Source organism: Mycobacterium sp. MMS18-G62, assembly GCF_053877835.1.
The window spans coordinates 4,173,662-4,194,404 of sequence record NZ_CM132662.1 but is presented as its reverse complement, the minus strand read 5'-3'; the positions used below and the strand labels follow the sequence as shown (position 1 = coordinate 4,194,404).

Sequence of the window (20,743 nt, the reverse complement as noted above, 5' to 3'; positions counted from 1 at the left end):
TTATTGATGTCGACTGATACAAGTGACGCGCGGCTTGCACGCCGCATCGCCGATCTCTACGCGACAGACCCCCAGTTCGCCGCCGCGCGACCGAGCGAAGCAGTGGCGAAGGCAATCGAAGCGCCCGAGCTGAGACTGCCGCAGATCGTGCGCAATGTCCTTGATGGCTATGCGGATCGACCCGCGCTCGGACAGCGTGCCGTTCGGTTCGTCGAGGACCCTGTGTCCGGCCGCACATCCGCCGAATTACTGCCGCAGTTCGAGACCATCACCTACGCCGAGCTGTCCGACCGCTTCCGCGCCGTCGTCAACGCGATGGCCTACGACGTGCGTCCTGGTGACCGCGTCGCGCTGCTCGGCTTCACCAGCGTGGATTACACGACCGTCGACCTCGCACTCGTCGGGCTCGGTGCGGTGTCCGTGCCCATGCAGACCAGCGCGCCCCTCACACAGCTACGGCCCATCGTCGCCGAGACCGAGCCGGTAGTGATCGCGTCGAGCGTCGACTTCCTCGACGACGCCGTCGAATTGGCGCTCGCCGCCGAGCATGTGTCGAGGCTCGTCGTCTTCGACCATCACCCGCAGGTCGATGACCAGCGCGACGCGCTGGATGCGGCGAAGGCCCGCCTGTATGAGGCAGGCAGCACCATTCAGGTCGATACGCTGATCGAGATCCTGGACCGCGGCAGGCGGCTTCCGGCGGTGCGGCCCTTCGTCTCTGAGGACGACGACCCGTTGGCACTCCTGATCTACACCTCCGGTAGCACTGGCACGCCGAAGGGCGCGATGTACCCCGAGCATCTCGTCGCCAACTCGTGGCGCCGCTCAGCCATGGCGATGTGGGGCAACGAAGGCGCCACCCCGTCGATCACGCTGAACTTCATGCCGATGAGCCACATGATGGGCCGTGGCATTCTGTATGCGACGCTGGGCGCCGGCGGCACCGGGTATTTCGTTGCCAGAAGCGATCTTTCGACCTTCCTCGAGGACCTGGCCCTGGTCCGGCCCACGCAGCTGAGTTTCGTGCCGCGGATCTGGGACATGATCTTTCAGGAGTTCCAGAGCGAAGTCGACCGCCGGTCCACCGGCGACGCCGACCGATGGGCCGTCGAAACCGACGTGCTTGCCGACATGCGGCAGAACCTGCTTGGCGGACGGTTCATCTCGGCGATGACGGGCTCCGCGCCCATCTCGTCAGAGATGAAGACTTTCGTCGAGTCTCTGCTCGACGTCCATTTGACTGACGGATACGGCTCCACCGAGGCCGGCGCGGTGTTCGTCGACGGTCAACTGCAACGTCCACCCGTGATCGACTACAAGCTGGTCGACGTTCCCGAACTCGGGTATTTCCGCACCGATCGGCCCCATCCCCGCGGTGAGCTGTTGGTCAAGTCCGAGACGCTGTTCCCCGGTTACTACAAGCGACCTGAGGTCACCGCCGACGTGTTCGACGCCGACGGCTATTACCGCACCGGCGATATCGTGGCCGAGGTGGGACCGGACCAGCTCACGTATCTGGACCGCCGCAACAACGTGCTCAAGCTCTCGCAGGGCGAGTTCGTCACCGTCGCCAAGTTGGAAGCCGTCTTCGGTGACAGCCCGCTGATCCGGCAGATCTTCGTCTACGGCAACAGCGCTCGGTCGTATCTGCTGGCCGTCATCGTGCCTACCGACGACGCATTGGCCCGCCACGACGTGGAGGCGCTCAAACCACTGATCGCGGAGTCACTGCAAGATGTTGCCAGGGTCGCGGGTCTGCAGTCCTACGAAATACCGCGCGACTTCATCATCGAGACAACGCCTTTCACGCTCGAGAACGGTCTGCTGACCGGCATCCGGAAGCTGGCGCGGCCGAAACTCAAGGAGTACTACGGAGACCGGCTCGAACAGCTCTACACCGACCTGGCCGACAGCCAGGCCAGCGAATTGCGCGAGCTGCGCCTGCATGGCGCCGACCGTCCGGTGCTCGAGACCATCAGCCGTGCCGCGGGCGCGCTGCTGGGCACGGCGGCGGCCGATCTGCAACCCGACGCGCACTTCACCGACCTCGGCGGGGATTCGCTGTCCGCGTTGACGTTCGCGAATCTGCTTCACGAGATCTACGACATCGACGTGCCCGTCGGCGTCATCGTCAGCCCGGCCACCGATCTGACCTCGCTGGCCGCCTACATCGAGTCCGAGCGCCAGCCCGGCAGCAAGAGGCCGACGTTCGCGTCGGTGCATGGCCGCGACGCCGTCGAGGTGCATGCCCGTGACCTGACGCTGGACAAGTTCGTCGACGCTGCGACTCTTGCCGCGGCTCCATCACTACCGGGTCCGAGCTCCGAAGTCCGCACGGTCCTGCTGACGGGTGCGACAGGGTTCCTCGGCCGCTATCTGGCCCTGGAGTGGCTCGAACGGATGGACCTCGTCGACGGCAAGGTGATTTGCCTTGTGCGCGCCAAGGACGATGCCGCCGCGCGCGAACGGCTCGACGGGACGTTCGATTCCGGTGATCCCGAATTGTTGCGGCACTACCGGGAATTGGCCGCCGATCACCTCGAAGTGCTTGCCGGCGACAAGGGAGAAGCCAACCTCGGCCTCGATGAGCAGACCTGGCAGCGGTTGGCCGACACGGTCGATCTGATCGTCGACCCAGCCGCACTGGTCAACCATGTCCTGCCGTACAGCCAGCTGTTCGGCCCCAATGCGCTGGGCACCGCGGAGCTGATCCGCGTCGCGCTCACCGCGAAGCGCAAGCCGTTCGTTTACGTGTCGACCATCGGTGTCGGCGCCGGCATCGAACCCGGCAAGTTCAGCGAGGACGGCGACATCCGGGCCATCAGTGCCACTCGCAAGGTGGACGACAGCTACGCCAACGGCTACTCGAACAGCAAATGGGCAGGCGAGGTGCTGCTGCGCGAGGCCAATGATCTGTGCGGCCTTCCGGTTTCGGTGTTCCGCTGCGACATGATCCTTGCCGACACCACATATGCCGGCCAGCTCAACCTGCCGGACATGTTCACCCGGACAATGCTGAGCCTGGTTGCCACCGGGATTGCGCCGGGGTCGTTCTATGAACTCGACGCCGACGGCAATCGGCAGCGGGCTCATTACGACGGTCTACCAGTCGAATTCATCGCCGAGGCGATCTCGACCATCGGTGCGCATGTCGTCGACGGATTCGAGACCTACCACGTGATGAATCCCTACGACGACGGAATCGGGCTCGACGAGTACGTCGACTGGCTGATCGACGCCGGCTACGCGATAGCGCGGATCGCCGACTACGGCCAATGGCTAGGCCGGTTCGAGACCGCGATCCGCGCGCTACCGGAGCGTCAGCGTCAGGCGTCGCTGCTTCCGCTGTTGCACAACTATCAGCATCCAGAGAAGCCGATCCGCGGCTCGATGGCGCCGACAGACCGGTTCCGCACCGCGGTTCAGGACGCAAAGATCGGGCCGGACAAAGACATTCCGCACGTGACGCGGGAGGTCATCGTCAAGTACGTCACCGACCTGCAACTGCTCGGACTGCTGCAGGGGGCACGTTCACCCAACATGCTCTGACTGCCCACCTTCGGCCGACAAAGTCGCCGCGAGGTGGGCACAGCAGCACGTAATGCGACCGACTGCTACATCGCCAGGCCCACGCCAAGGAGCGCGATCGCAATCAACGGCAGAATTCCCTGTGTGACGGCGGCGCGGGCTTTGTCCGGTGACGACACAAGCAGCACCACCGCCGCGGCCAGCATCGACCCGACGCCCGCGAACACAAGCGCCACGCCGACTGCGCGGTGATCGGTGAACACGGCGACCATCCCCACCGCGGTGACGATGGCCAAGAACAGGTTGTAGAAACCCTGGTTGAACGCGAGCTCCTTGGTAGCCAGCGCCTCCTCCTCGGTGATGCCGAACGTCTTGCGGGTACGCACCGACGTCCAAGTCAGCGACTCCATCACCCAGATGTAGACATGGAGCAGGGCCGCAAGACCCGCGAAAATCAAACCGGCATAGATCATTTGGCCCTCCTAGTCGAACAGTCCTGCCTGCCCAAGGCCGCTGACTCCGCTCGGCGGCGTCATGCCCAGATGAGTCCACGCCTGAGCCGTGGCGACCCGTCCGCGTGGCGTGCGCGCAATCATTCCCGCGCGCACCAGGAACGGCTCACACACCTCCTCGACCGTGGTGGCCTCCTCCCCCACCGCGACGGCCAGCGTGGACACCCCAACGGGCCCGCCACCGAAACTACGTGTGAGCGCGGACAATACGGCTCGGTCAAGGCGGTCGAGCCCGAGCTCGTCGACGTCGTAGACCTCGAGCGCAGACTTGGCGATGTCGCGGGTGATGATGCCGTCGGCGCGCACCTCCGCGTAGTCGCGGACTCGGCGCAGCAGCCGGTTGGCGATGCGCGGCGTGCCGCGGGAGCGCCGGGCGATCTCCGCGCCGGCGTCGGCGCCCAGCTCGATGCCGAGGATGCCCGCCGATCGGGACAGCACCCGCTCCAGCTCGGACGGCTCATAGAAGTCCATGTGCGCGGTGAAGCCGAAGCGGTCACGCAGCGGACCGGTCAGCGCCCCCGACCGCGTGGTAGCGCCGACGAGGGTGAACGGTGCGACCTCGAGCGGAATCGACGTGGCGCCAGGGCCTTTACCGACCACGACGTCGACGCGGAAGTCCTCCATCGCCAGGTACAGCATTTCCTCGGCGGGCCGGGCGATGCGGTGGATCTCGTCGATGAACAACACATCGTGCTCGACGAGATTGGACAGCATCGCCGCCAGATCGCCCGCGCGCTCCAGCGCGGGACCTGACGTGACGCGCAGCGACGACCCGAGTTCGGCGGCGATGATCATCGCCAGCGACGTCTTGCCCAGGCCGGGCGGACCCGACAGCAGAATGTGATCCGGTGTGCTGCCGCGGTTCTTCGCACCCTCGAGGACCAACTGCAGCTGCTCGCGCACCCTCGGCTGGCCGATGAACTCACGCAGTGACCGCGGCCGCAGGCTGGCGTCGATATCGCCCTCGCCGACGGTCAGCGCCGCCGAGACCTCGCGGTCTTCGGCCTCCTCGTCGTCTTCGAACCGGCTCATTTCTTACCCAGCATCGACAGCGCCGAGCGCAGCGCGCTCGACGTGGTGGCCTCCGGCTCGTTGGCCAACACCTTGTCGGTGGCCTCCTCCGCCTGCTTGAGCGCAAAGCCAAGTCCCACAAGTGCTTCCACGACCGGACCGCGTATCGAATGCCCATTCAAGGCGACGGTTCCCGCAGGTGTCACGGGGCCGATCTTGTCGCGCAGCTCCAGCACCAGGCGTTCGGCGCCGCGCTTGCCGATGCCGGGCACGCGCGTCAGTGCGGTGACATCCCCGTCGGCGAGCGCCTGCCGCAACGACTGTGAGTCATACACGGCCAGGGTGGCAAGTGCGATCTTCGGGCCGACGCCGGACACACCGAGCAGGGTGAGGAACAGGTCACGGGCGTCGGCGTCGGCGAACCCGTACAGCGTCTGCGAGTCCTCCCGCACGATCATCGCCGTGATCAATCGGGCTTCGGTGCCACGGCGCAGCGTGGCCAGCGTCGAAGGAGTCGCCATCACCTTGTAGCCGACACCGGCGGCCTCGATGACAACGTGGTCCAAAGCGATGTCGAGTACCTCGCCGCGAACGGATGCGATCATCGTGCCGCCTTTGCCTTTGCCTTTAACGTCGCCTTGTACTTGCGTTGTTGCTCGGCGGCCAGCGCCTCCGCGGCCGCCATCCGGGCGATCATCGGGGCGCGCCAGCAGTGGCAGATGGCCAGCGCCAGCGCGTCAGCGGCGTCGGCTGGTGTCGGTTTGGTTTGCAGCGCAAGGATTCTGGTGACCATCGCGGTGACCTGTGCCTTGTCCGCGTTGCCGTTGCCGGTGACGGCGGCCTTGACCTCGCTGGGCGTATGGAAGTAAACGTCGATGTCGCGTTTGGCCGCCGCCAGCGCGACGACGCCACCGGCTTGTGCGGTGCCCATCACCGTCGACACGTTCTGTTGGGAAAACACACGCTCGATCGCGATGACGTCGGGCCGGTGGGTGTCCATCCAGTGCTCGACCGTATCGCTGATGGTCAGCAGCCGCCGATGCAGAGGTTCACCGGCGGGGGTGCGAACCACATCGACGTCGAGTGCGATGACCTGACGCCCCGTGCCGCCCTCGATGACGGACAGCCCGCATCGCGTCAGGCCGGGGTCGACTCCCATTACCCGCACGCGAGCCCCTTCTGTGAACACCTGTTCGACACGGTAACCCCGCGGACCGACGGTTTCCGGCAGGGACACGCTCAGATCCGGTACTGGCCGGAGCGGTCGCCATGGTCGAGGACTACTGCCATGCAGCAATCTTGGCCGCCAATGCCACTCCGCGATATTGGGGGGCCAGGGCGCGTCCCGCGGCGAGCAGCGGTTCGGTGCTGCGCAGAGTGCGGGCCAGTACGAAGGCGCCCTCAAGCGCGCCGATCAAAGCGAGCGCGACGTCGCGGGCTTGCGTCGGATCCAGTCCCCGTGACGCGAAGTAGGCGCTTCCCCCGTCCACCCACGACTGAAAGACCTCGGCGGTGGTTTCACGCAACTCCTCGACGGTATCGGCGACCTCCGCCGCGACGCTGGCGACCGGGCACATGTTGGCGAACCCGGTTTCGGCCATGTCCTCGGCGGCCTGGGTGAACACCGCGTCGACGGCTGCGCCGAGGTCGGTGTAGTCGTCGACGATCGACGGGATGAGCAGTGCGTAGGCGCGACCGGCGTTGACCAGGGCTTCGCGAGCGATCTGCACCTTGCCGTCGCGGAAGTGGTGATACAGCGAGCCGATCGGCGCCCCTGAGGCCTGGACGATGTCCTTCATGCCGACGGCGCCGTATCCCTTGCGCCGCATCAGCTCCACGGCAGCGGTCAGGATCGAGTCCCTCGTGAACCTTGCCATCGTCGCCTCCCGGTTACAGACTAGAGCATACGTTCTAGAATCAGCGTTCTATTGCCGAGGGGTCGCCATGAAGTCTGTTGAGGTCACCGCTGGAACCGTCGAATACCGCGAAGAGGGCGACCCGCACGGTCCGCCGGTCGTGCTGCTGCACGGCCTGCTGATGAATGACGCACAGTGGAACCTCGCGGTTCCACTGTTGCCGAAGCAATTCCGCTACCTGCTGCCCGTGCTGCCGATGGGCGGTCACCGCATCCCGATGCGCGAGGACGCGGATCTGACCCTGCCCGGAATGGTGGGGCTGGTCGCAGATTTTCTGGACGCGCTCGATCTGACCGACGTCACGCTGGTGGTCTCCGACTGGGGCGGACCGATCTTTCTCACCGACATCGGCCGCGACAAACGCGTTGGTCGGCTGGTGATCTGCCCGTCCGAGGCGTTCGACAACTTTCCGCCGGGGTTTCCCGGCAAGGTGGCATGGTTGGCGAGTCGCACCACGCAGACGGTGTGGCTCGCGATGCGCCAGCTGAAGATCGGATGGCTGCGCCGGCAATGGCTGATGTTCGGTCAAATGGCGAAAAAGCCTGTCCCCCAAGACATCGTCGATGCGTGGTTAGCGGCCGGGATGACCGACCGGCGGGTCCGGCGCGACCTCGTCAAGTACTGCCGCACCAAGTTCGACGGCGCGGACCTGATTCGTGCCACCAACCGGCTCAAGGAATTCGACGGCCCGGCGCTCGTGCTGTGGAGCCGCAACCCGGTCATGCCGGCCGAGCATGGTGAACGCCTGGCCGCCCTGCTGCCGAAGGGTCAACTGCGCTACGTGGACGACGCCTACGTGCTGGTCATGCTCGATCAACCAGACGCGACGGCCCGAGCTATCGGCAATTTCCTTACGACGCAGAGCTCTCGGGGGTAGTCGCGTACTGCGTCAACGTCCCTGCCTCTGCGGAGCGGGCGATCTCCTGGATGCGTTCGCCGGACCGGCGCCAGCCACGCACCTTCTCTTCCCCGACCTTGGTACCGTCGCGCTCGATGACAATGGACCATCGCGCGCCGAGCCACTTGGACGCAAGCCAGAACGGCCACGCCAACATGAACGGCAGCACGATGACGAAGATGATCATGTCGAGGAAATCGATGCCGCTTTGGTAGGGCATCGCCGTGAACCACCAACGACGCACCGTCCATTCAGTGCCATCTGGGTCCGCCACCGTCACCTTGGCCATGCCGCCTCCTGGTTGGGATTCGCTTCAGCTAAGGAATTATTCATGAAATGCAGGCAAGCCGAGTACGGTCTGCGTCATGCCCACCGTCCGAAGCTTCTGCCGGGTATGCACGTCGGTCTGCGGGATTCTCGTGGAAGTCGACGGCGATGAAGTCAAGGCAGTGCACGGCGACCGCGATCACCCGTTCTCGCAGGGCTATACCTGCCCGAAGGGCCGCGCGCTGCCGCAGATCCATCACCACCCGAAGCGGTTGGAGCGTCCGCAGATCCGCGTCGACGGCACGCTCCAAGACACGACGTGGGATGTCGCGCTCGACGACCTCGGCGCGAAGCTACGCGACACCATCGACCGCCACGGGCCGGAGTCGGTCGGCATCCTCTTCGGTACGGGTGTGGGCATGGACGCCGTCGGCTACCGCGTCGCACAACAACTGCACGCGGCGATCGGAACGCCTGCCAAATTCAGTCCGTTGACGATCGACGGCACGGCCAAGGTGTTGATCTCCGACTTGATGGCGGGATCGCAGGCGCTGACCGGTCGCCCCGACTACGGCAATGCCACGTTTGTGATGTTGATCGGCAGCAATCCCGTTGTCTCCCATGGCCACACAATCGGTCTGCCGAACCCCAGAGGCGCAATCCGCGACCTGGCCACGCACGCCGAGGTGTGGGTCGTCGACCCTCGCCACACCGAAACCGCACGGCTGGCGACGCACCATCTGGCGCCGCGGCCGGGCACCGATTACGCGGTGCTGGCGTACCTGGTTCGCGAGGTACTGCGCGACGGCGTGAATGCGCATGCCCAAGACGCCGACCTGCTCGCTGCGGCGGTCGAGCCGTTCACGTTGCGGCACGCGGCCGCACTCGCCGATGTGCCCGAGGCTGCGCTGGAGCAGTTGCTTGCCTCGATTCGCCGTGCCGGCCGCATCGCGGTCGACGTCGGGACCGGTATCACCATGTCCGCGAGTGCCAATGTGACGCAATGGCTTTCGTGGTCGTTGATGGTCATCACCGGTTCGATGAACCAGCCCGGCGGGTTGTGGTTTCATCCCGGATTCGCCTACCAGCTGGAGGGCTTCGAGCTGCCGCTCTCACCGCCGGAAGGAACCTTTGGGCCAGGACCACGCAGCCGTCCGGAGACGCAGTCGTTCTTGAGGGAGTGGCCGTGCGCGGTGCTGCCCGACGAGATCAACGCGGGAAACATCCGGGCGTTTCTGAACCTGGGCGGGAACATGATCACCGCGTTTCCCGACACCGCCTCACTGGCGCCGGCGCTCGAGAAACTCGACGTGCTGGCGACCACGGAGATTCTGCCGAACGAGACGACCGCGCTGTCGACACACGTGCTGCCCACCACCGATCAGCTCGAGCGGCCCGACGTCACGCTGTGGGACATCCTGGCGCCCCGGATCTCGGCGCAGTACACCCCCGCCGTCGTCGCACCCGCCGGCCAGCGACGCTCGATGTGGTGGGTGCTCGCCGAACTCGGTCGGCGACTTGGTCACGAGCTGGCCGATACCACCGCCACGGACGAGGAGATGCTGGCCCGAGTCAGCGGCGGCGGCAGGGTTGCATATGACGAGCTCACGGCCACCGGCTGGGCAGAGGCTCCGCGCGAGTTGCCTGCCGCCTGGGTCGAACGACACATCGAACGGTTGGACGGCTGGCGACTGGCGCCCCGCCTCGTCGTTGAGCAGCTGGCCGCGCTGCGCGACCCAGCCCCGCTGGTGTTGATTCCGCGGCGGCAGATGGGCCGGCTCAATTCGCAGCTGGAGTACCTCGGCGAAGCCGCCGAAATAATGCTGCATCCCGACGACGCCACCGCCGCGGGCGTGGCCGACGGTCAACCGCTCGTCGTGCGCACCGAGCTCGGCGAGCTGACCGGCATCGCGAAAGTGGACCCTTCTGTTCGGCGTGGCGCCGTCTCGGTGCCGCACGGCCACGAAGGCGCCAACGTGAACCGGCTGACAAGCAAGGACGACATCGATCTGGTGACGGGCATGACGCGCTACTCCGGTGTGCCGGTCAGCCTTCATCCGGCGTGACGCCGATCTGCCTCATCTGCGCATAGACGTCGACGACGCCCCACGTCTCGGCGACGCGGCCGCCGGCGAAGCGGAAGATGAAGATCTCGTTGTATGTGACGGACTTGCCAGTGCCGGCGACGCCCATGAATTCGCCCTGGTGGGTGCCGGTGACCGTCGTCCTACCGACCACCTTGTCGCCCTCGGCGATCACATCCTCGACATTGAGGTGGATGTCGGGGTAGATCCGAAGGAGCATCGCCCACACCTGCTTGAGGGCCTCGGGCCCCGTCGCGTCGATTGGCAATGGCGTGCGGATCACGGCGTCCGGCGCGACCAGCTCATCGATCGTCTTGAAGAGGAACTCCGCATCGCCGGTACTGGCGGCGTCGTGGAACCGCTTGAATGCCGCCTTGTTGCTGGTTTCCTCGGCTGTCGACACTCGGTTCCTCCTGCCGCGGCCTACTCCTCGATCTGAGCGAGGATTTCGTCAGGGATGTCGGCGTTGGTGAAGACGTCCTGCACGTCGTCGCTGTCTTCGAGCGCGTCGACGAGCTTCATGATCTTGCGCGCACCGTCGGCGTCGAGCGGAACGCTGACCGACGGCTGGAAACCGGCTTCTGCCGAGTCGTAGTCGATTCCTGCTTCCTGCAACGCCGTGCGGACTGCGACCAAATCGCCTGGCTCGGAGAGGATTTCGAAGCTATCACCCAGATCGTTGATCTCTTCGGCACCGGCCTCGAGGACGGCGGTGAGCACGTCGTCCTCCGTAAGGCCGTTCTTCTCCAACGTGACGACGCCCTTGCGGGAGAACAAGTAGGACACCGAACCGGGGTCCGCCATGCTGCCGCCGTTGCGCGTCATCGCGACGCGGACCTCGCCGGCCGCGCGGTTTCGGTTGTCGGTGAGGCATTCGATCAGCACGGCGACGCCGTTGGGGCCGTAACCCTCATAGGTGATGTTCTGGTAGTCGGCGCCGCCGGCTTCCTCACCCGCGCCGCGTTTGCGGGCCCGCTCGATGTTGTCGTTGGGCACCGAGTTCTTCTTGGCCTTCTGAATGGCGTCGTACAGCGTCGGGTTGCCGGCCGGGTCACCGCCGCCGACGCGTGCAGCCACCTCGACGTTCTTGATCAGCCGGGCGAAGTTCTTGCCTCGACGGGCGTCGATGACGGCCTTCTTGTGCTTGGTGGTGGCCCACTTGGAATGGCCGCTCATGCAGGTACTACCTCTTTCCCTTACTGCAAAGTCCGACCAACGAGTCTACGTGGACGTTTACGCCCTACCGAACGGCGTCAGGCGTCAACCGATGTCCCCTTCGATATAGCGCTGCAGGTTTGGGGCGACCGCCGCAAGCACCTCGTCCTCGCCCATCGAAGCGATGGGCTCGATCTTCCACACATATCGCATCATCGCGAACCCGATGAGCTGGCTGGCGATCAATCCGCTGCGACGCAACCGGTCCTGCTCGTCACCGCCGAGTGTGGACTCGCCGATAAGGCTGCGCTCGACAATCGTCCGCAGCTTCTCGCGGGTCTTGGGTTCGTGGGCCGCGGTGAGCAACACCGCCCGCAGCGTGGGGCCGATCTCGTCGTCGGCCCAGCTGTTCAACACCGTGCGCACCAGCTGTCTCCCGAGCTCGGCCTTCGGCGTGGCCCATGTGTCGGTCACCGCATCGAGCCATTTCTGCGGCGGCGCAGTGGCGGCGTCGAGCAGGTCATCCTTCGAGCCGAAGTAGTGATACACGAGCGCCGCGTCGACATCCGCAGCCCTTGCCACTGCGCGGATGGTGGTGCCGGCCCAGCCGTTGGCGGCGAACTCGTCGCGCGCCGCGGCCAGGATGCGCGCCGAGAGCACGCCCCGATCGTCGCGGGGACCGGGGGTGACCGACCGCTTCGCCATAGTTTCATCGTACCGTGAATTTCACGTTGCGTTGAAACTAGTTTCAACGTAGCGTGAAACTGTGTCGAGGCAACTCAACGGTCCACAGACCACAGGACGCGAGTACCGCAATCTCAGCGAGCCGCGGCACGGCATCCGGCGGGACGACAACGTCGAGGTCCCGATGCGCGACGGCACCCCGCTGCTGGCCGACGTGCACCGACCGGACGCCGACGGCCGCTTCCCCGCACTGATCGCCGCTTCGCCCTATCCGCGCCAGATTCAGGACCTCGGCGCGCCCGCGGGCTTCATCGAAGCCGGAGTGACCGACTTCTGGGTATCGCGCGGGTACGTGCACGTCATCGCGAACGTGCGGGGAACCTGTGGCTCAGGCGGCACATTCGGGTTCTTCGACGCGCAGGAACGCCGCGACATGCACGACCTGGTCGAATGGGCGGCTGCGCAGCCGTGGTGCGACGGCAACGTCGGGATGATCGGCATCAGCTACTTCGCAATGACGCAGTTGGAGGCCGCCGTCGAGCGACCGCCGCATTTGAAGGCGATCTTCCCCGTCGCCGTGACGGCCGATTTGTACGAAGGCGCGGTGCACAACGGCTTGCTCAGTTCGTCGTTCGTGACGCCATTCCTGTCGATGGTCGGCCTGACGTCTGAACGCAGTGACAAGCTGTGGCGTGGGGCGCTGGTCGACGTAGCCCGCCATGTGCTGAATGTGCCTGCGCTGCATCGGAAATTCGCGACGATGAACGGTGAATCGGCAGTCACGATGATGCGTCAGCTGCTCAAGCTGCCGCACAACCCGCACCCGTGGGATGACCTGTGGCTCGACGTCGCGGTCAAACATCCGACCCGCGACGATTGGTGGGAGGAGCGCAACCTGCTCCCGCTGCTGAAGAACATCGACATCCCGGTGTACCTCGGGTGCGACTGGCAGAACGTGCCGCTGCACCTGCCGTCGACGTTCGCAGCATGGAAAGCGTTGTCCGCCAATCCCACTGTCCGGATGGGCATGCTTGGTGAATTCGGGCTGACATGGCCGTGGGAGAGCCTGCACACCGAGGCGCTTGCGTGGTTTGACCACTGGCTCAAGGGTGTCGACACCGGCATCCTCGACGGGCCGCCGATTCGCTACTTCCTGCCGGGCGCCGACGAGTGGCACACCGCCGAATCGTGGCCGCCGCCGTGCGTGCACCGCGAATTCGCCCTGCGGGCCGACGGTGGTTTGGCCGACGACGAGGGCGTGCCCGGCTCGCGTGAGTACATGGCGCTGGGCGCCGGACTCAACCGGGTGACGACCAGCGAGATCGACCCGCCGTCGATGCTGACGTGGACCAGCGAGCCGCTGGACTCGGCGTTGGATGTCGTGGGCGACATCGAGTTACGTCTGGTGGCAGCAGCCACGGCCATCGATACCGCCTGGATCGCGACTCTGCAGGATGTGTCGCCCGACGGCGGCGTGACCGACGTGACGGCCGGCTGGCTGCGCGCCAGTCTGCGCGAGGTCGACGAAGCGGACAGCCGGCCCGCCGCTCCTGTGCTGCCGTGCCGCAACGCCCAAGCCGTGCCGATTGGCGAGGATGTCGAGTATCGACTTCCCTTGGTGCCCAACGCCCGTCGCTTCGACGCTGGCCATCGCATCCGGTTGGTGCTCACCAGCGACGACCAGGACCCGGCGACGCCGGCGATCATGAACTTCCGTCATGCCAGCGTCGGCACGAGCAGCCTCAACACAGTGCGCTCGTCGTCGCGACTTGTGTGTAGTTTGTTGCGCTGAGCGCGACAAAACGTGCACAAATCGCTCAGAGCAGGTCGACGAAGAGTTTGTGGATGCGGCGATCGCCGGTCATCTCCGGGTGAAAGGCCGTCGCCAGCATGCGGCCCTGCCGCACGGCGACGATGTGACCGGCGGCCTGGCCCAAGACCTCCACGTCGGGGCCGACGCGTTCCACCCACGGCGCGCGGATGAACACCGCGTGCACGCGACCATCGAGACCCTCAAACGGGAAGTCGCCTTCGAACGAATCAACTTGGCGGCCAAAAGCATTGCGACGCACCGTCATATCGATGGCTTTCAGCGGAACAGCCTCGCGGCCGGGGGCTCCGGCGTCGAGGATCTCAGATGCCAGCAGGATCATCCCGGCGCACGATCCGTAGGCCGGCATGCCTTCTGCCAGCCGCGACCGCAGCGGCTCGAGCAACTCGAATTCGCGCAGCAGATGGCTCATCGTCGTCGATTCGCCGCCGGGGATCACCAGCGCATCGACGGCCTCGAGCTCGGCGCGCCGACGTACGGTCGATGCCTGCGCACCGGCTTCGCGCAGCGCGGCCAGGTGCTCGCGGGTATCTCCTTGCAGCGCAAGAACGCCGACGTGTGGTGTGGTCACTCTCGGGCCGGTGTGTAGTCGCGCTTGTAGCGGGTCAGCCCTTCTTGCATCACCGCCGCCACCATTTCGCCTGTGCGCGTGAAGATCTTGCCCTGCGTGAGCGAGCGCCCGCCCGACGCCGACGGCGACGACTGGTCGTAGAGCAGCCACTCGTCCGCGCGGAACGGCCGCATGAACCACATCGCGTGGTCCAGCGACGCGACCATCAGGTGCTTGCGTTCCTCGACGTGATTCACCTGCGCGGAACCCAGCAGCGTGAGATCGCTCATATAGGCGAGCGCGCAGATGTGCAGCACGGCGTCGTCGGGAAGCGGATCGCGGTGCCGGAACCACACTTGCTGCTGAGAGGCCTTACCGGGCAGCCGCGCCACCTTGTCCTGCGGCACGATCCTGACGTCCCACTCGGCGAACTGGGCGAACCCGGCGTCGTCGAACGCCCCACCCTTGGAGATGAAGCCGGGAAGGTCATCGGGCGGCGGCGCCGACGGCATCAGGTCCTGATGCTCGATGCCGCTCTGGTCGGTTTGAAACGACGCGGACATCGAGAAGATGGTTTCGCCGTGCTGGATCGCGTTCACCCGGCGCGTGACGAACGAGCCGCCGTCGCGGAGGCGTTCGACGATGAAGACGGTGGGCGCCTTGGCATCTCCTGGCCGCAGGAAATATCCGTGCAGGGAGTGCACCGCAAAGCGATCGTCGACCGTGCGCACCGCCGACACCAGCGACTGGCCCGCTACATGACCGCCAAAGGTGCGCTGAAAGTAGCCGGATTCGGGGCTGAAAACACGTCCGCGGTAGATGTTGACCTCGAGCTGCTCGAGATCAAGTATCTGTTCGATCGCCATGCAGTTATCTTGGCTCTTCGCCCGAGCGGCTCATCGCGCGGTGCCCTACCACCCGCGCTCAGCGAGCCGGTGCGGGGCCGCGATGTCCTCCACGTTGATGCCGACCATGGCCTCCCCCAGCCCGCGCGACACCTTGGCCAACACGTCGGGGTCGTCGTAGAACGTCGTCGCCTTGACGATCGCGGCGGCCCGCTGCGCGGGGTCGCCGGACTTGAAGATGCCGGAGCCGACGAACACGCCCTCCGCGCCGAGCTGCATCATCATCGCCGCATCCGCCGGTGTCGCGATGCCACCTGCGGTGAACAGTGTCACCGGCAGCTTGCCTGCGCGCGCCACCTCGACGACGAGCTCGTAGGGCGCCTGCAATTCCTTTGCGGCAACGTACAACTCGTCTTCCGATAACGACGTCAGCCTGCGGATCTCGCCGCCGATCTGCCGCATGTGCGTGGTCGCATTCGACACATCGCCCGTGCCCGCTTCACCCTTGGAGCGAATCATCGCCGCGCCCTCGGTGATGCGGCGCAACGCCTCGCCGAGATTGGTCGCGCCGCACACGAACGGCACGGTGAACTTCCACTTGTCGATGTGGTGGGTGTAGTCGGCCGGTGTGAGCACCTCGGATTCGTCGATGTAGTCGACTCCCAGGCTCTGCAGAATCTGCGCCTCGACGAAATGCCCGATGCGGACCTTGGCCATCACCGGGATGGTGACCGCGGAGATGATGCCCTCGATGAGATCAGGATCACTCATCCTGGCGACGCCGCCCTGCGAGCGGATGTCAGCGGGCACCCGCTCCAACGCCATGACCGCCACCGCGCCCGCCCCCTCGGCGATGCGGGCCTGCTCCGGGGTGACGACGTCCATGATCACGCCGCCCTTGAGCATCTCGGCCATGCCACGCTTGACCCGGGCGGTCCCGGTCTGGGTCACCGACCCGTTAGGTGCGGTATCCACTGCTATCTCCTCCAAATCGCTACCGATCCAGTCTAGAGGCGGCGGCAAATGTGTTAAATCCGCAGCCTCAGCGGATCGACTGCAGCTGCCGCTGCGGCCCTGCCCCGCTCGCGTCGGCCAGCGTGTTCGCCTCGGTCAGCAACTCGCCGAGCTGCAGCGGATAGACGGTTTCGCCCTTGGCGACCAGCTCGCCGATCATTGTCTCATCGCACCAGCGGTGGCCGTGGATGTAGGCCCGCTCAAGGCCGGTTCGCCCGGCTTCTGACGGCTCGAACCGCTGGGTGCGGTGGATGAAGAACATCTCCTGGCTGCGGATGACCGACCCGTTGAAGTCGATGACGGCATCGCGACGCCACACCGGGCCGGTCATGTCTTCCGGATCGACCCGCAGCCCGGTCTCCTCTTCCAGTTCGCGGACGGCCGCCTCGACTAGCGTCTCCCCCTGCTGCACCGCCCCGCCGACGGTGAACCACCACAACGGCGCTGGGCCGTCTGTGCCGTCGGGTAATGCCGGGTCTGATCCGCAGAACAGCAGCACGCACCCTTCCTCGTCGAGAAGCACGACGCGTGCCGACGTCCGCCGGCTGACCAGTCCCACTTCTCGCGGTGACGCTTCCGCGCGTTCGGCGATCTCGAAATATGTTGGCAGCGCGGCAGTTCCGCCGAGCCGCAGTAGCCGCACCGAGGGCCGCTCACGCAGTGCCAGAGTGTCGCGCACGGCGTCGTTATGAAAGCGGCGGGCCAGCAGGACCCGCGCCTCGGAGTCGGCCAGCTCGGCAACCAGGGCCACGGGGAGCGACGCCGGGTCGACGAGTGCCAGCGCCGCCGACAGCTCGTTTTCGGCCGCTTCCCTTGCCGATCGCGGAGCCCGCTCGGCGGCATCGGCCAGAGCGGCGAGCCGCTTGCCTTGCGGGCCGCCGCCATACGCGTCGACGGCAACGGCACGGGCCACCACAGCGCGACGGGCCAGCGCGCCGTCAAGCGCTTGCCACGATAGGTCGTAGCGCACGTGTAGCCGGTCGAGCCGGTTGGCCGTCTGAAACGCCCACGCGCCGGTCAACAAGATCACCACGACCAGCACGGCCAGTGCGATCACGACGACCCACGTGATCAACTTGCCACCTGCACCTTGGTCCCTGAGCCGGCGACCGTCTCGTACACCCGCATGATTTGGCGGGCCACCACCGACCAGTCGTAGCGGCGCACCGCGGTGGACGCAGCTTCGATATACCGTTCCCGGGCCACATCGTTTTCCAGCACCTCGACCAACCCGTCGGCCAGCGCGTCGGCGTCGTCCACCGGCACCAGCCGCCCAGCCTTGCCGTCGACGAGTACGCGCCGGAACGCGTCCAGGTCGCTGGCCACCACCGCGGTACCGGCCGCCATCGCCTCGACGAGCACGATGCCGAAGCTCTCCCCGCCGACATGCGGCGCGCAATACACGTCGGCGCTGCGCATCGCCGAGGCCTTCTCGCGGTCGTCGACCTGACCGAGGAAGCGCAGATGCTTGGCGAGTTTTCCGGCGTCTTCGCGCAGTTCGTCCTCGTCGCCGCGGCCGACGATCAGGATCTCGATGTCAGGAAACCGCTTGGCGAGCGTCGGCAAGGCGCCAAGCAGCAGGGCCATGCCCTTGCGCGGTTCGTCGAAGCGACCCAGAAACAGCACCGATTTACCCGGCCGCGGATAGCCGTCGAGCAGCGGCGCCGACGCGAACGACGCAACGTCCACGCCGTTGGGTATCTCGACGGCGTCGGAGCCCAACGCCTCCATCTGCCATCGTCGCGCCAGATCAGATACCGCGATGCGGCCGACGATCTTTTCGTGCATCGGCCGCAGGAAGGGCTCAAACACACTGAGCGTGAACGATTTTGTCGTCGACGTGTGAAACGTCGCGACGATCGGTCCCTCGGCGATGTTCAACGCCAGCATCGACAGGCTCGGCGCGTTGGGCTCGTGCAGGTGCAGCACGTCGAAGTCTCCGTCGGCCAGCCACCGCTTGACCATGCGGTGGGTGGCGGGCCCGAATCGCAGCCTAGCCACCGACCCGTTGTACGGAATCGGCACGGCCTTGCCGCCGGACACCACGTAATCGGGAAGCTTCACATGCGGAGACGACGGCGCTAGCACGCTGACGTCGTGCCCGCGGCCATGCATCACCTCGGCCAGCTGCAACACATGGGACTGCACGCCGCCGGGGACGTCGAACGAATACGGGCAGACCATGCCGATGCGCATCAGGGTCTCGTCTTCGCGCGAACGCTCATCAGCCGGTCTCCAGTTTCGCGCGCCGCTCCGCGGACAGATCGGCTAGCCATTGCGGCTGCATCATGTGCCAGTCGGCGGGGTGGGCGGCGATGTTGCGGGCGAACCGGTCCGCCAGCGCCTGGGTGATGACGGTGACGTCGCCCGACGTCGTATCGAGTTTCGGGGAGATGTCGCACCCCCACCCGTTGGTCGTGAAGTAGCTGTGGACCGGCAGCAGGGCCGCACCGGTTTCCAGGGCTAGCTTCGCCGAGCCGGCAGGCATACGGGTGGGTTCCCCGAAAAAGTCGACCTGAACGCCCGCCCGGGTCAGGTCGCGGTCGGCCATCAGGCAGACGAGCTTGTTGTCCCGCAGCCGCTCGGCCAGTACTTCGAACGGCGGCCGTTCCCCACCGGACAGCGGCAGCATCTCGAAGCCGAGGCTTTCCCGGTAGGCGATGAAGCGCCGGTACAGCGACTCGGGTTTGAGTCGTTCGTTGACGGTGGTGAACGTGCCGTGCATGTGCGTCAGCCACACTCCGGCCATATCCCAGTTGCCACTGTGCGGCAGCGCCAGGATGGCCCCCCGCCCCGCTTCGAGCGCGGCGGTGACGTTTTCCTGGCCGCGCGTCCCTTTTTCGTGTTTGGCGGCCATTGCCTTGTGGTCCATCGTCGGCAACCGGAATGCCTCTCGCCAGTATCGGGCGTACGAGGCCAGCGAAGCACGAATCAGCCCGTCCGGCACCCGCTCCGGCGCGGTGCCGATCACGCGGGCCAGGTTCTTGCGCAGCTGAGCGGGTCCGCCGTTTCGGGCCGCGTAGTGCGCGCCCGCATCAAAAGCATTGCGCGCCATGAATTCCGGCATCGCGCGCACAAGCCGCCAGCCAGTGGCATAGCCCAAGTCGGTGATCTGGCCCCCAAACGGGAAACGGCCGCCGCTATCCGTCTGCTGTCCCGCGGGGGTGGTGGTCACGGCTCATCCCCCTGCCCCGTGGACGGATGGTGCCCCAGCGTCTCGGAGTTGTCCTCCGAGGTTTCGGGCCCAGGCTTGTCGATTGGCTCCATCGCGCCGGGTGAGGTCCGCACGGTGTGCAGCCGCTGCCCGATCGTGATCAGGCTGGCGACCGCAAGGACCCACATCGCGACGTGCACCAGCCACGGCACGTGCAGGAACCACACTCCGGACAGCCCGGCTCCGACCAGCACGATGATCAGCCGTTCGGGCCGCTCGATGAACCCGCCGCCTCCGTCCAGGCCGCTGGCCTCTGCCCGGGCTTTGATGTAGGAGATCACCTGCGACGTGACCAGGCAGATCAGTGTGGCCACCACGAGCGACGTGCTCTCGAGGCCGAAGGCCGCCCACCACAACAGCCCGCAGAACACCGCGCCGTCACCGATGCGGTCGCAGGTCGCGTCCAACACGGCACCGAACCGGGTACCGCCGCCGCGCTCGCGTGCCATCGCGCCGTCGAGCATGTCGGCGAGCACGAAGATCCACACGCTGAACGCGCCCCACCACAGCTGCCCGATCGGAAAGAGCGTCAGCGCACTGAGCACCGTCCCGGCCGTGCCGAGGATGGTGATGCTGTCGGGCGTGAAGCCTGCCCGCAGCGCAGCCTTCGCGACCGGCTTCGACAGCTTCGCGTAGGCCGCGCGGGTCATCAGGTAGAAGTTGCTCACGGCTGCTTGGCCCATTCGGTGGCGAGCAGTTCGCGTGTTTCGCGCAACAACTGCGGAACGATCTTGGAACCGCCGATGATCGTGATGAAGTTGGCGTCACCGCTCCAACGGGGCACCACATGCATGTGCAGGTGTTCGGCCAACGATCCGCCGGCAGAACTGCCGAGGTTCAGCCCGACGTTGAAGCCGTGCGGCCGCGACACCGCCTTGATGACGCGAATCACCTTCTGCGTGAAGGCCATCAGCTCCGCACTCTCGGCCTCGGTGAGGTCTTCAAGCTCAGAGACCCGCCGGTACGGAACCACCATCGAGTGCCCGGGGTTGTACGGGTACAGGTTGAGCACCACGTACACCAACTCGCCGCGCGCGACGACGAGGCCGTCCTCATCGGACAGCGTCGGGATATCGGTGAACGGCTGCGACGACGCCGCGGATCCGCCTTTCATCGGCGCCGCCTCGGCGATGTAGTGCATCCGATGCGGGGTCCACAGCCGCTGCAAGTGGTCGGGCTCACCGACCCCGCGGTCGATAATCGTCTGCTCCTCGCGCAAGCGCTCGTCGCCAAT

General features: G+C 66.1%; 21 protein-coding genes. 4 read left to right on the top strand and 17 right to left on the bottom strand.

What is annotated here, in order from left to right; genetic code table 11:
* Nucleotides 1–6: 6 nt before the first annotated feature.
* Nucleotides 7–3,549 (top strand): carboxylic acid reductase, encoded by a 3,543-nt coding sequence (gene car / locus ACWW36_RS20965; RefSeq protein ID WP_456137891.1) that lies wholly within the window; start codon nucleotides 7–9, stop codon nucleotides 3,547–3,549.
* Between the two features lie 65 nt (nucleotides 3,550–3,614).
* Here car and ACWW36_RS20960 read toward each other — a convergent pair whose 3' ends face one another.
* The 5 genes from ACWW36_RS20960 to ACWW36_RS20940 all read right to left on the bottom strand — a co-directional run bounded on the left by ACWW36_RS20960 (nucleotide 3,615) and on the right by ACWW36_RS20940 (nucleotide 6,928).
* On the bottom strand, nucleotides 3,615–4,001 hold the full coding sequence (locus ACWW36_RS20960; RefSeq protein ID WP_456137890.1) for a DUF1304 domain-containing protein: 387 nt from the start codon (nucleotides 3,999–4,001) through the stop codon (nucleotides 3,615–3,617).
* A gap of 9 nt (nucleotides 4,002–4,010) precedes the next feature.
* Nucleotides 4,011–5,072 (bottom strand): Holliday junction branch migration DNA helicase RuvB, encoded by a 1,062-nt coding sequence (gene ruvB, locus ACWW36_RS20955; RefSeq protein ID WP_456137889.1) that lies wholly within the window; start codon nucleotides 5,070–5,072, stop codon nucleotides 4,011–4,013.
* Entirely contained in the window at nucleotides 5,069–5,656 is a 588-nt protein-coding gene (gene ruvA, locus ACWW36_RS20950) for a Holliday junction branch migration protein RuvA (protein WP_456137888.1), read from the bottom strand. The genes ruvB and ruvA overlap by 4 nt, the downstream gene beginning before the upstream one ends.
* On the bottom strand, nucleotides 5,653–6,219 hold the full coding sequence (gene ruvC / locus ACWW36_RS20945) for a crossover junction endodeoxyribonuclease RuvC (RefSeq protein WP_456142571.1): 567 nt from the start codon (nucleotides 6,217–6,219) through the stop codon (nucleotides 5,653–5,655). Before ruvC ends, ruvA begins: the two co-directional genes overlap by 4 nt.
* A gap of 112 nt (nucleotides 6,220–6,331) precedes the next feature.
* Nucleotides 6,332–6,928, bottom strand: coding sequence for a TetR/AcrR family transcriptional regulator (locus ACWW36_RS20940; RefSeq protein ID WP_456137887.1), 597 nt, complete (start codon nucleotides 6,926–6,928; stop codon nucleotides 6,332–6,334).
* 67 nt (nucleotides 6,929–6,995) lie between these two features.
* Here ACWW36_RS20940 and ACWW36_RS20935 point away from each other — a divergent pair, with 67 nt between their 5' ends.
* Nucleotides 6,996–7,844, top strand: a complete 849-nt coding sequence (locus ACWW36_RS20935; protein WP_456137886.1) for an alpha/beta fold hydrolase — start codon at nucleotides 6,996–6,998, stop codon at nucleotides 7,842–7,844.
* Here ACWW36_RS20935 and ACWW36_RS20930 read toward each other — a convergent pair.
* Entirely contained in the window at nucleotides 7,819–8,154 is a 336-nt protein-coding gene (locus ACWW36_RS20930) for a hypothetical protein (RefSeq protein ID WP_456137885.1), read from the bottom strand. The genes ACWW36_RS20935 and ACWW36_RS20930 overlap by 26 nt on opposite strands.
* A gap of 76 nt (nucleotides 8,155–8,230) precedes the next feature.
* Between ACWW36_RS20930 and ACWW36_RS20925 the strand changes: the two genes are divergently transcribed.
* The gene (locus ACWW36_RS20925) at nucleotides 8,231–10,198 is read left to right on the top strand and encodes a molybdopterin-containing oxidoreductase family protein (RefSeq protein ID WP_456137884.1); all 1,968 of its coding nucleotides are present in this window, start codon (nucleotides 8,231–8,233) and stop codon (nucleotides 10,196–10,198) included.
* Here the strand turns inward: ACWW36_RS20925 and ACWW36_RS20920 are convergent.
* From ACWW36_RS20920 to ACWW36_RS20910, 3 genes are all read right to left on the bottom strand, one after another.
* Nucleotides 10,179–10,619 carry an ester cyclase gene (locus ACWW36_RS20920; RefSeq protein WP_456137883.1) on the bottom strand — a complete coding sequence of 147 codons (441 nt, stop codon included), beginning with the start codon at nucleotides 10,617–10,619 and terminating at the stop codon, nucleotides 10,179–10,181. The two genes, ACWW36_RS20925 and ACWW36_RS20920, sit on opposite strands and share 20 nt — an antisense overlap.
* Nucleotides 10,620–10,639: 20 nt before the next feature.
* A complete protein-coding gene (locus ACWW36_RS20915) occupies nucleotides 10,640–11,392 on the bottom strand; it encodes a YebC/PmpR family DNA-binding transcriptional regulator (protein WP_456137882.1) in 753 nt (250 codons plus the stop codon).
* Nucleotides 11,393–11,476: 84 nt separating this feature from the next.
* Entirely contained in the window at nucleotides 11,477–12,076 is a 600-nt protein-coding gene (locus tag ACWW36_RS20910; RefSeq protein ID WP_456137881.1) for a TetR/AcrR family transcriptional regulator, read from the bottom strand.
* 61 nt (nucleotides 12,077–12,137) lie between these two features.
* Between ACWW36_RS20910 and ACWW36_RS20905 the strand changes: the two genes are divergently transcribed.
* A complete protein-coding gene (locus ACWW36_RS20905; RefSeq protein ID WP_456137880.1) occupies nucleotides 12,138–13,847 on the top strand; it encodes a CocE/NonD family hydrolase in 1,710 nt (569 codons plus the stop codon).
* A gap of 25 nt (nucleotides 13,848–13,872) precedes the next feature.
* Here the strand turns inward: ACWW36_RS20905 and pdxT are convergent, their stop codons facing one another.
* From pdxT to ACWW36_RS20865, 8 genes are all read right to left on the bottom strand, one after another.
* Nucleotides 13,873–14,457 (bottom strand): pyridoxal 5'-phosphate synthase glutaminase subunit PdxT, encoded by a 585-nt coding sequence (pdxT, locus tag ACWW36_RS20900; protein WP_456137879.1) that lies wholly within the window; start codon nucleotides 14,455–14,457, stop codon nucleotides 13,873–13,875.
* Nucleotides 14,454–15,302 carry an acyl-CoA thioesterase II gene (gene tesB / locus ACWW36_RS20895; RefSeq protein ID WP_456137878.1) on the bottom strand — a complete coding sequence of 283 codons (849 nt, stop codon included), beginning with the start codon at nucleotides 15,300–15,302 and terminating at the stop codon, nucleotides 14,454–14,456. The genes pdxT and tesB overlap by 4 nt, the downstream gene beginning before the upstream one ends.
* Nucleotides 15,303–15,347: 45 nt before the next feature.
* Nucleotides 15,348–16,256, bottom strand: a complete 909-nt coding sequence (gene pdxS / locus ACWW36_RS20890; protein WP_456137877.1) for a pyridoxal 5'-phosphate synthase lyase subunit PdxS — start codon at nucleotides 16,254–16,256, stop codon at nucleotides 15,348–15,350.
* 67 nt (nucleotides 16,257–16,323) lie between these two features.
* Nucleotides 16,324–17,370, bottom strand: coding sequence for an NUDIX hydrolase (locus ACWW36_RS20885; RefSeq protein ID WP_456137876.1), 1,047 nt, complete (start codon nucleotides 17,368–17,370; stop codon nucleotides 16,324–16,326).
* Entirely contained in the window at nucleotides 17,367–18,491 is a 1,125-nt protein-coding gene (locus ACWW36_RS20880) for a glycosyltransferase family 4 protein (protein ID WP_456137875.1), read from the bottom strand. Before ACWW36_RS20880 ends, ACWW36_RS20885 begins: the two co-directional genes overlap by 4 nt.
* 28 nt (nucleotides 18,492–18,519) lie before the next feature.
* Complete coding sequence (locus tag ACWW36_RS20875; RefSeq protein ID WP_456137874.1) at nucleotides 18,520–19,470, bottom strand: phosphatidylinositol mannoside acyltransferase; 951 nt, start codon at nucleotides 19,468–19,470, stop codon at nucleotides 18,520–18,522.
* On the bottom strand, nucleotides 19,467–20,177 hold the full coding sequence (gene pgsA / locus ACWW36_RS20870) for a phosphatidylinositol phosphate synthase (protein ID WP_456137873.1): 711 nt from the start codon (nucleotides 20,175–20,177) through the stop codon (nucleotides 19,467–19,469). The genes ACWW36_RS20875 and pgsA overlap by 4 nt, the downstream gene beginning before the upstream one ends.
* Complete coding sequence (locus ACWW36_RS20865; RefSeq protein WP_456142570.1) at nucleotides 20,174–20,743, bottom strand: HIT family protein; 570 nt, start codon at nucleotides 20,741–20,743, stop codon at nucleotides 20,174–20,176. Before ACWW36_RS20865 ends, pgsA begins: the two co-directional genes overlap by 4 nt.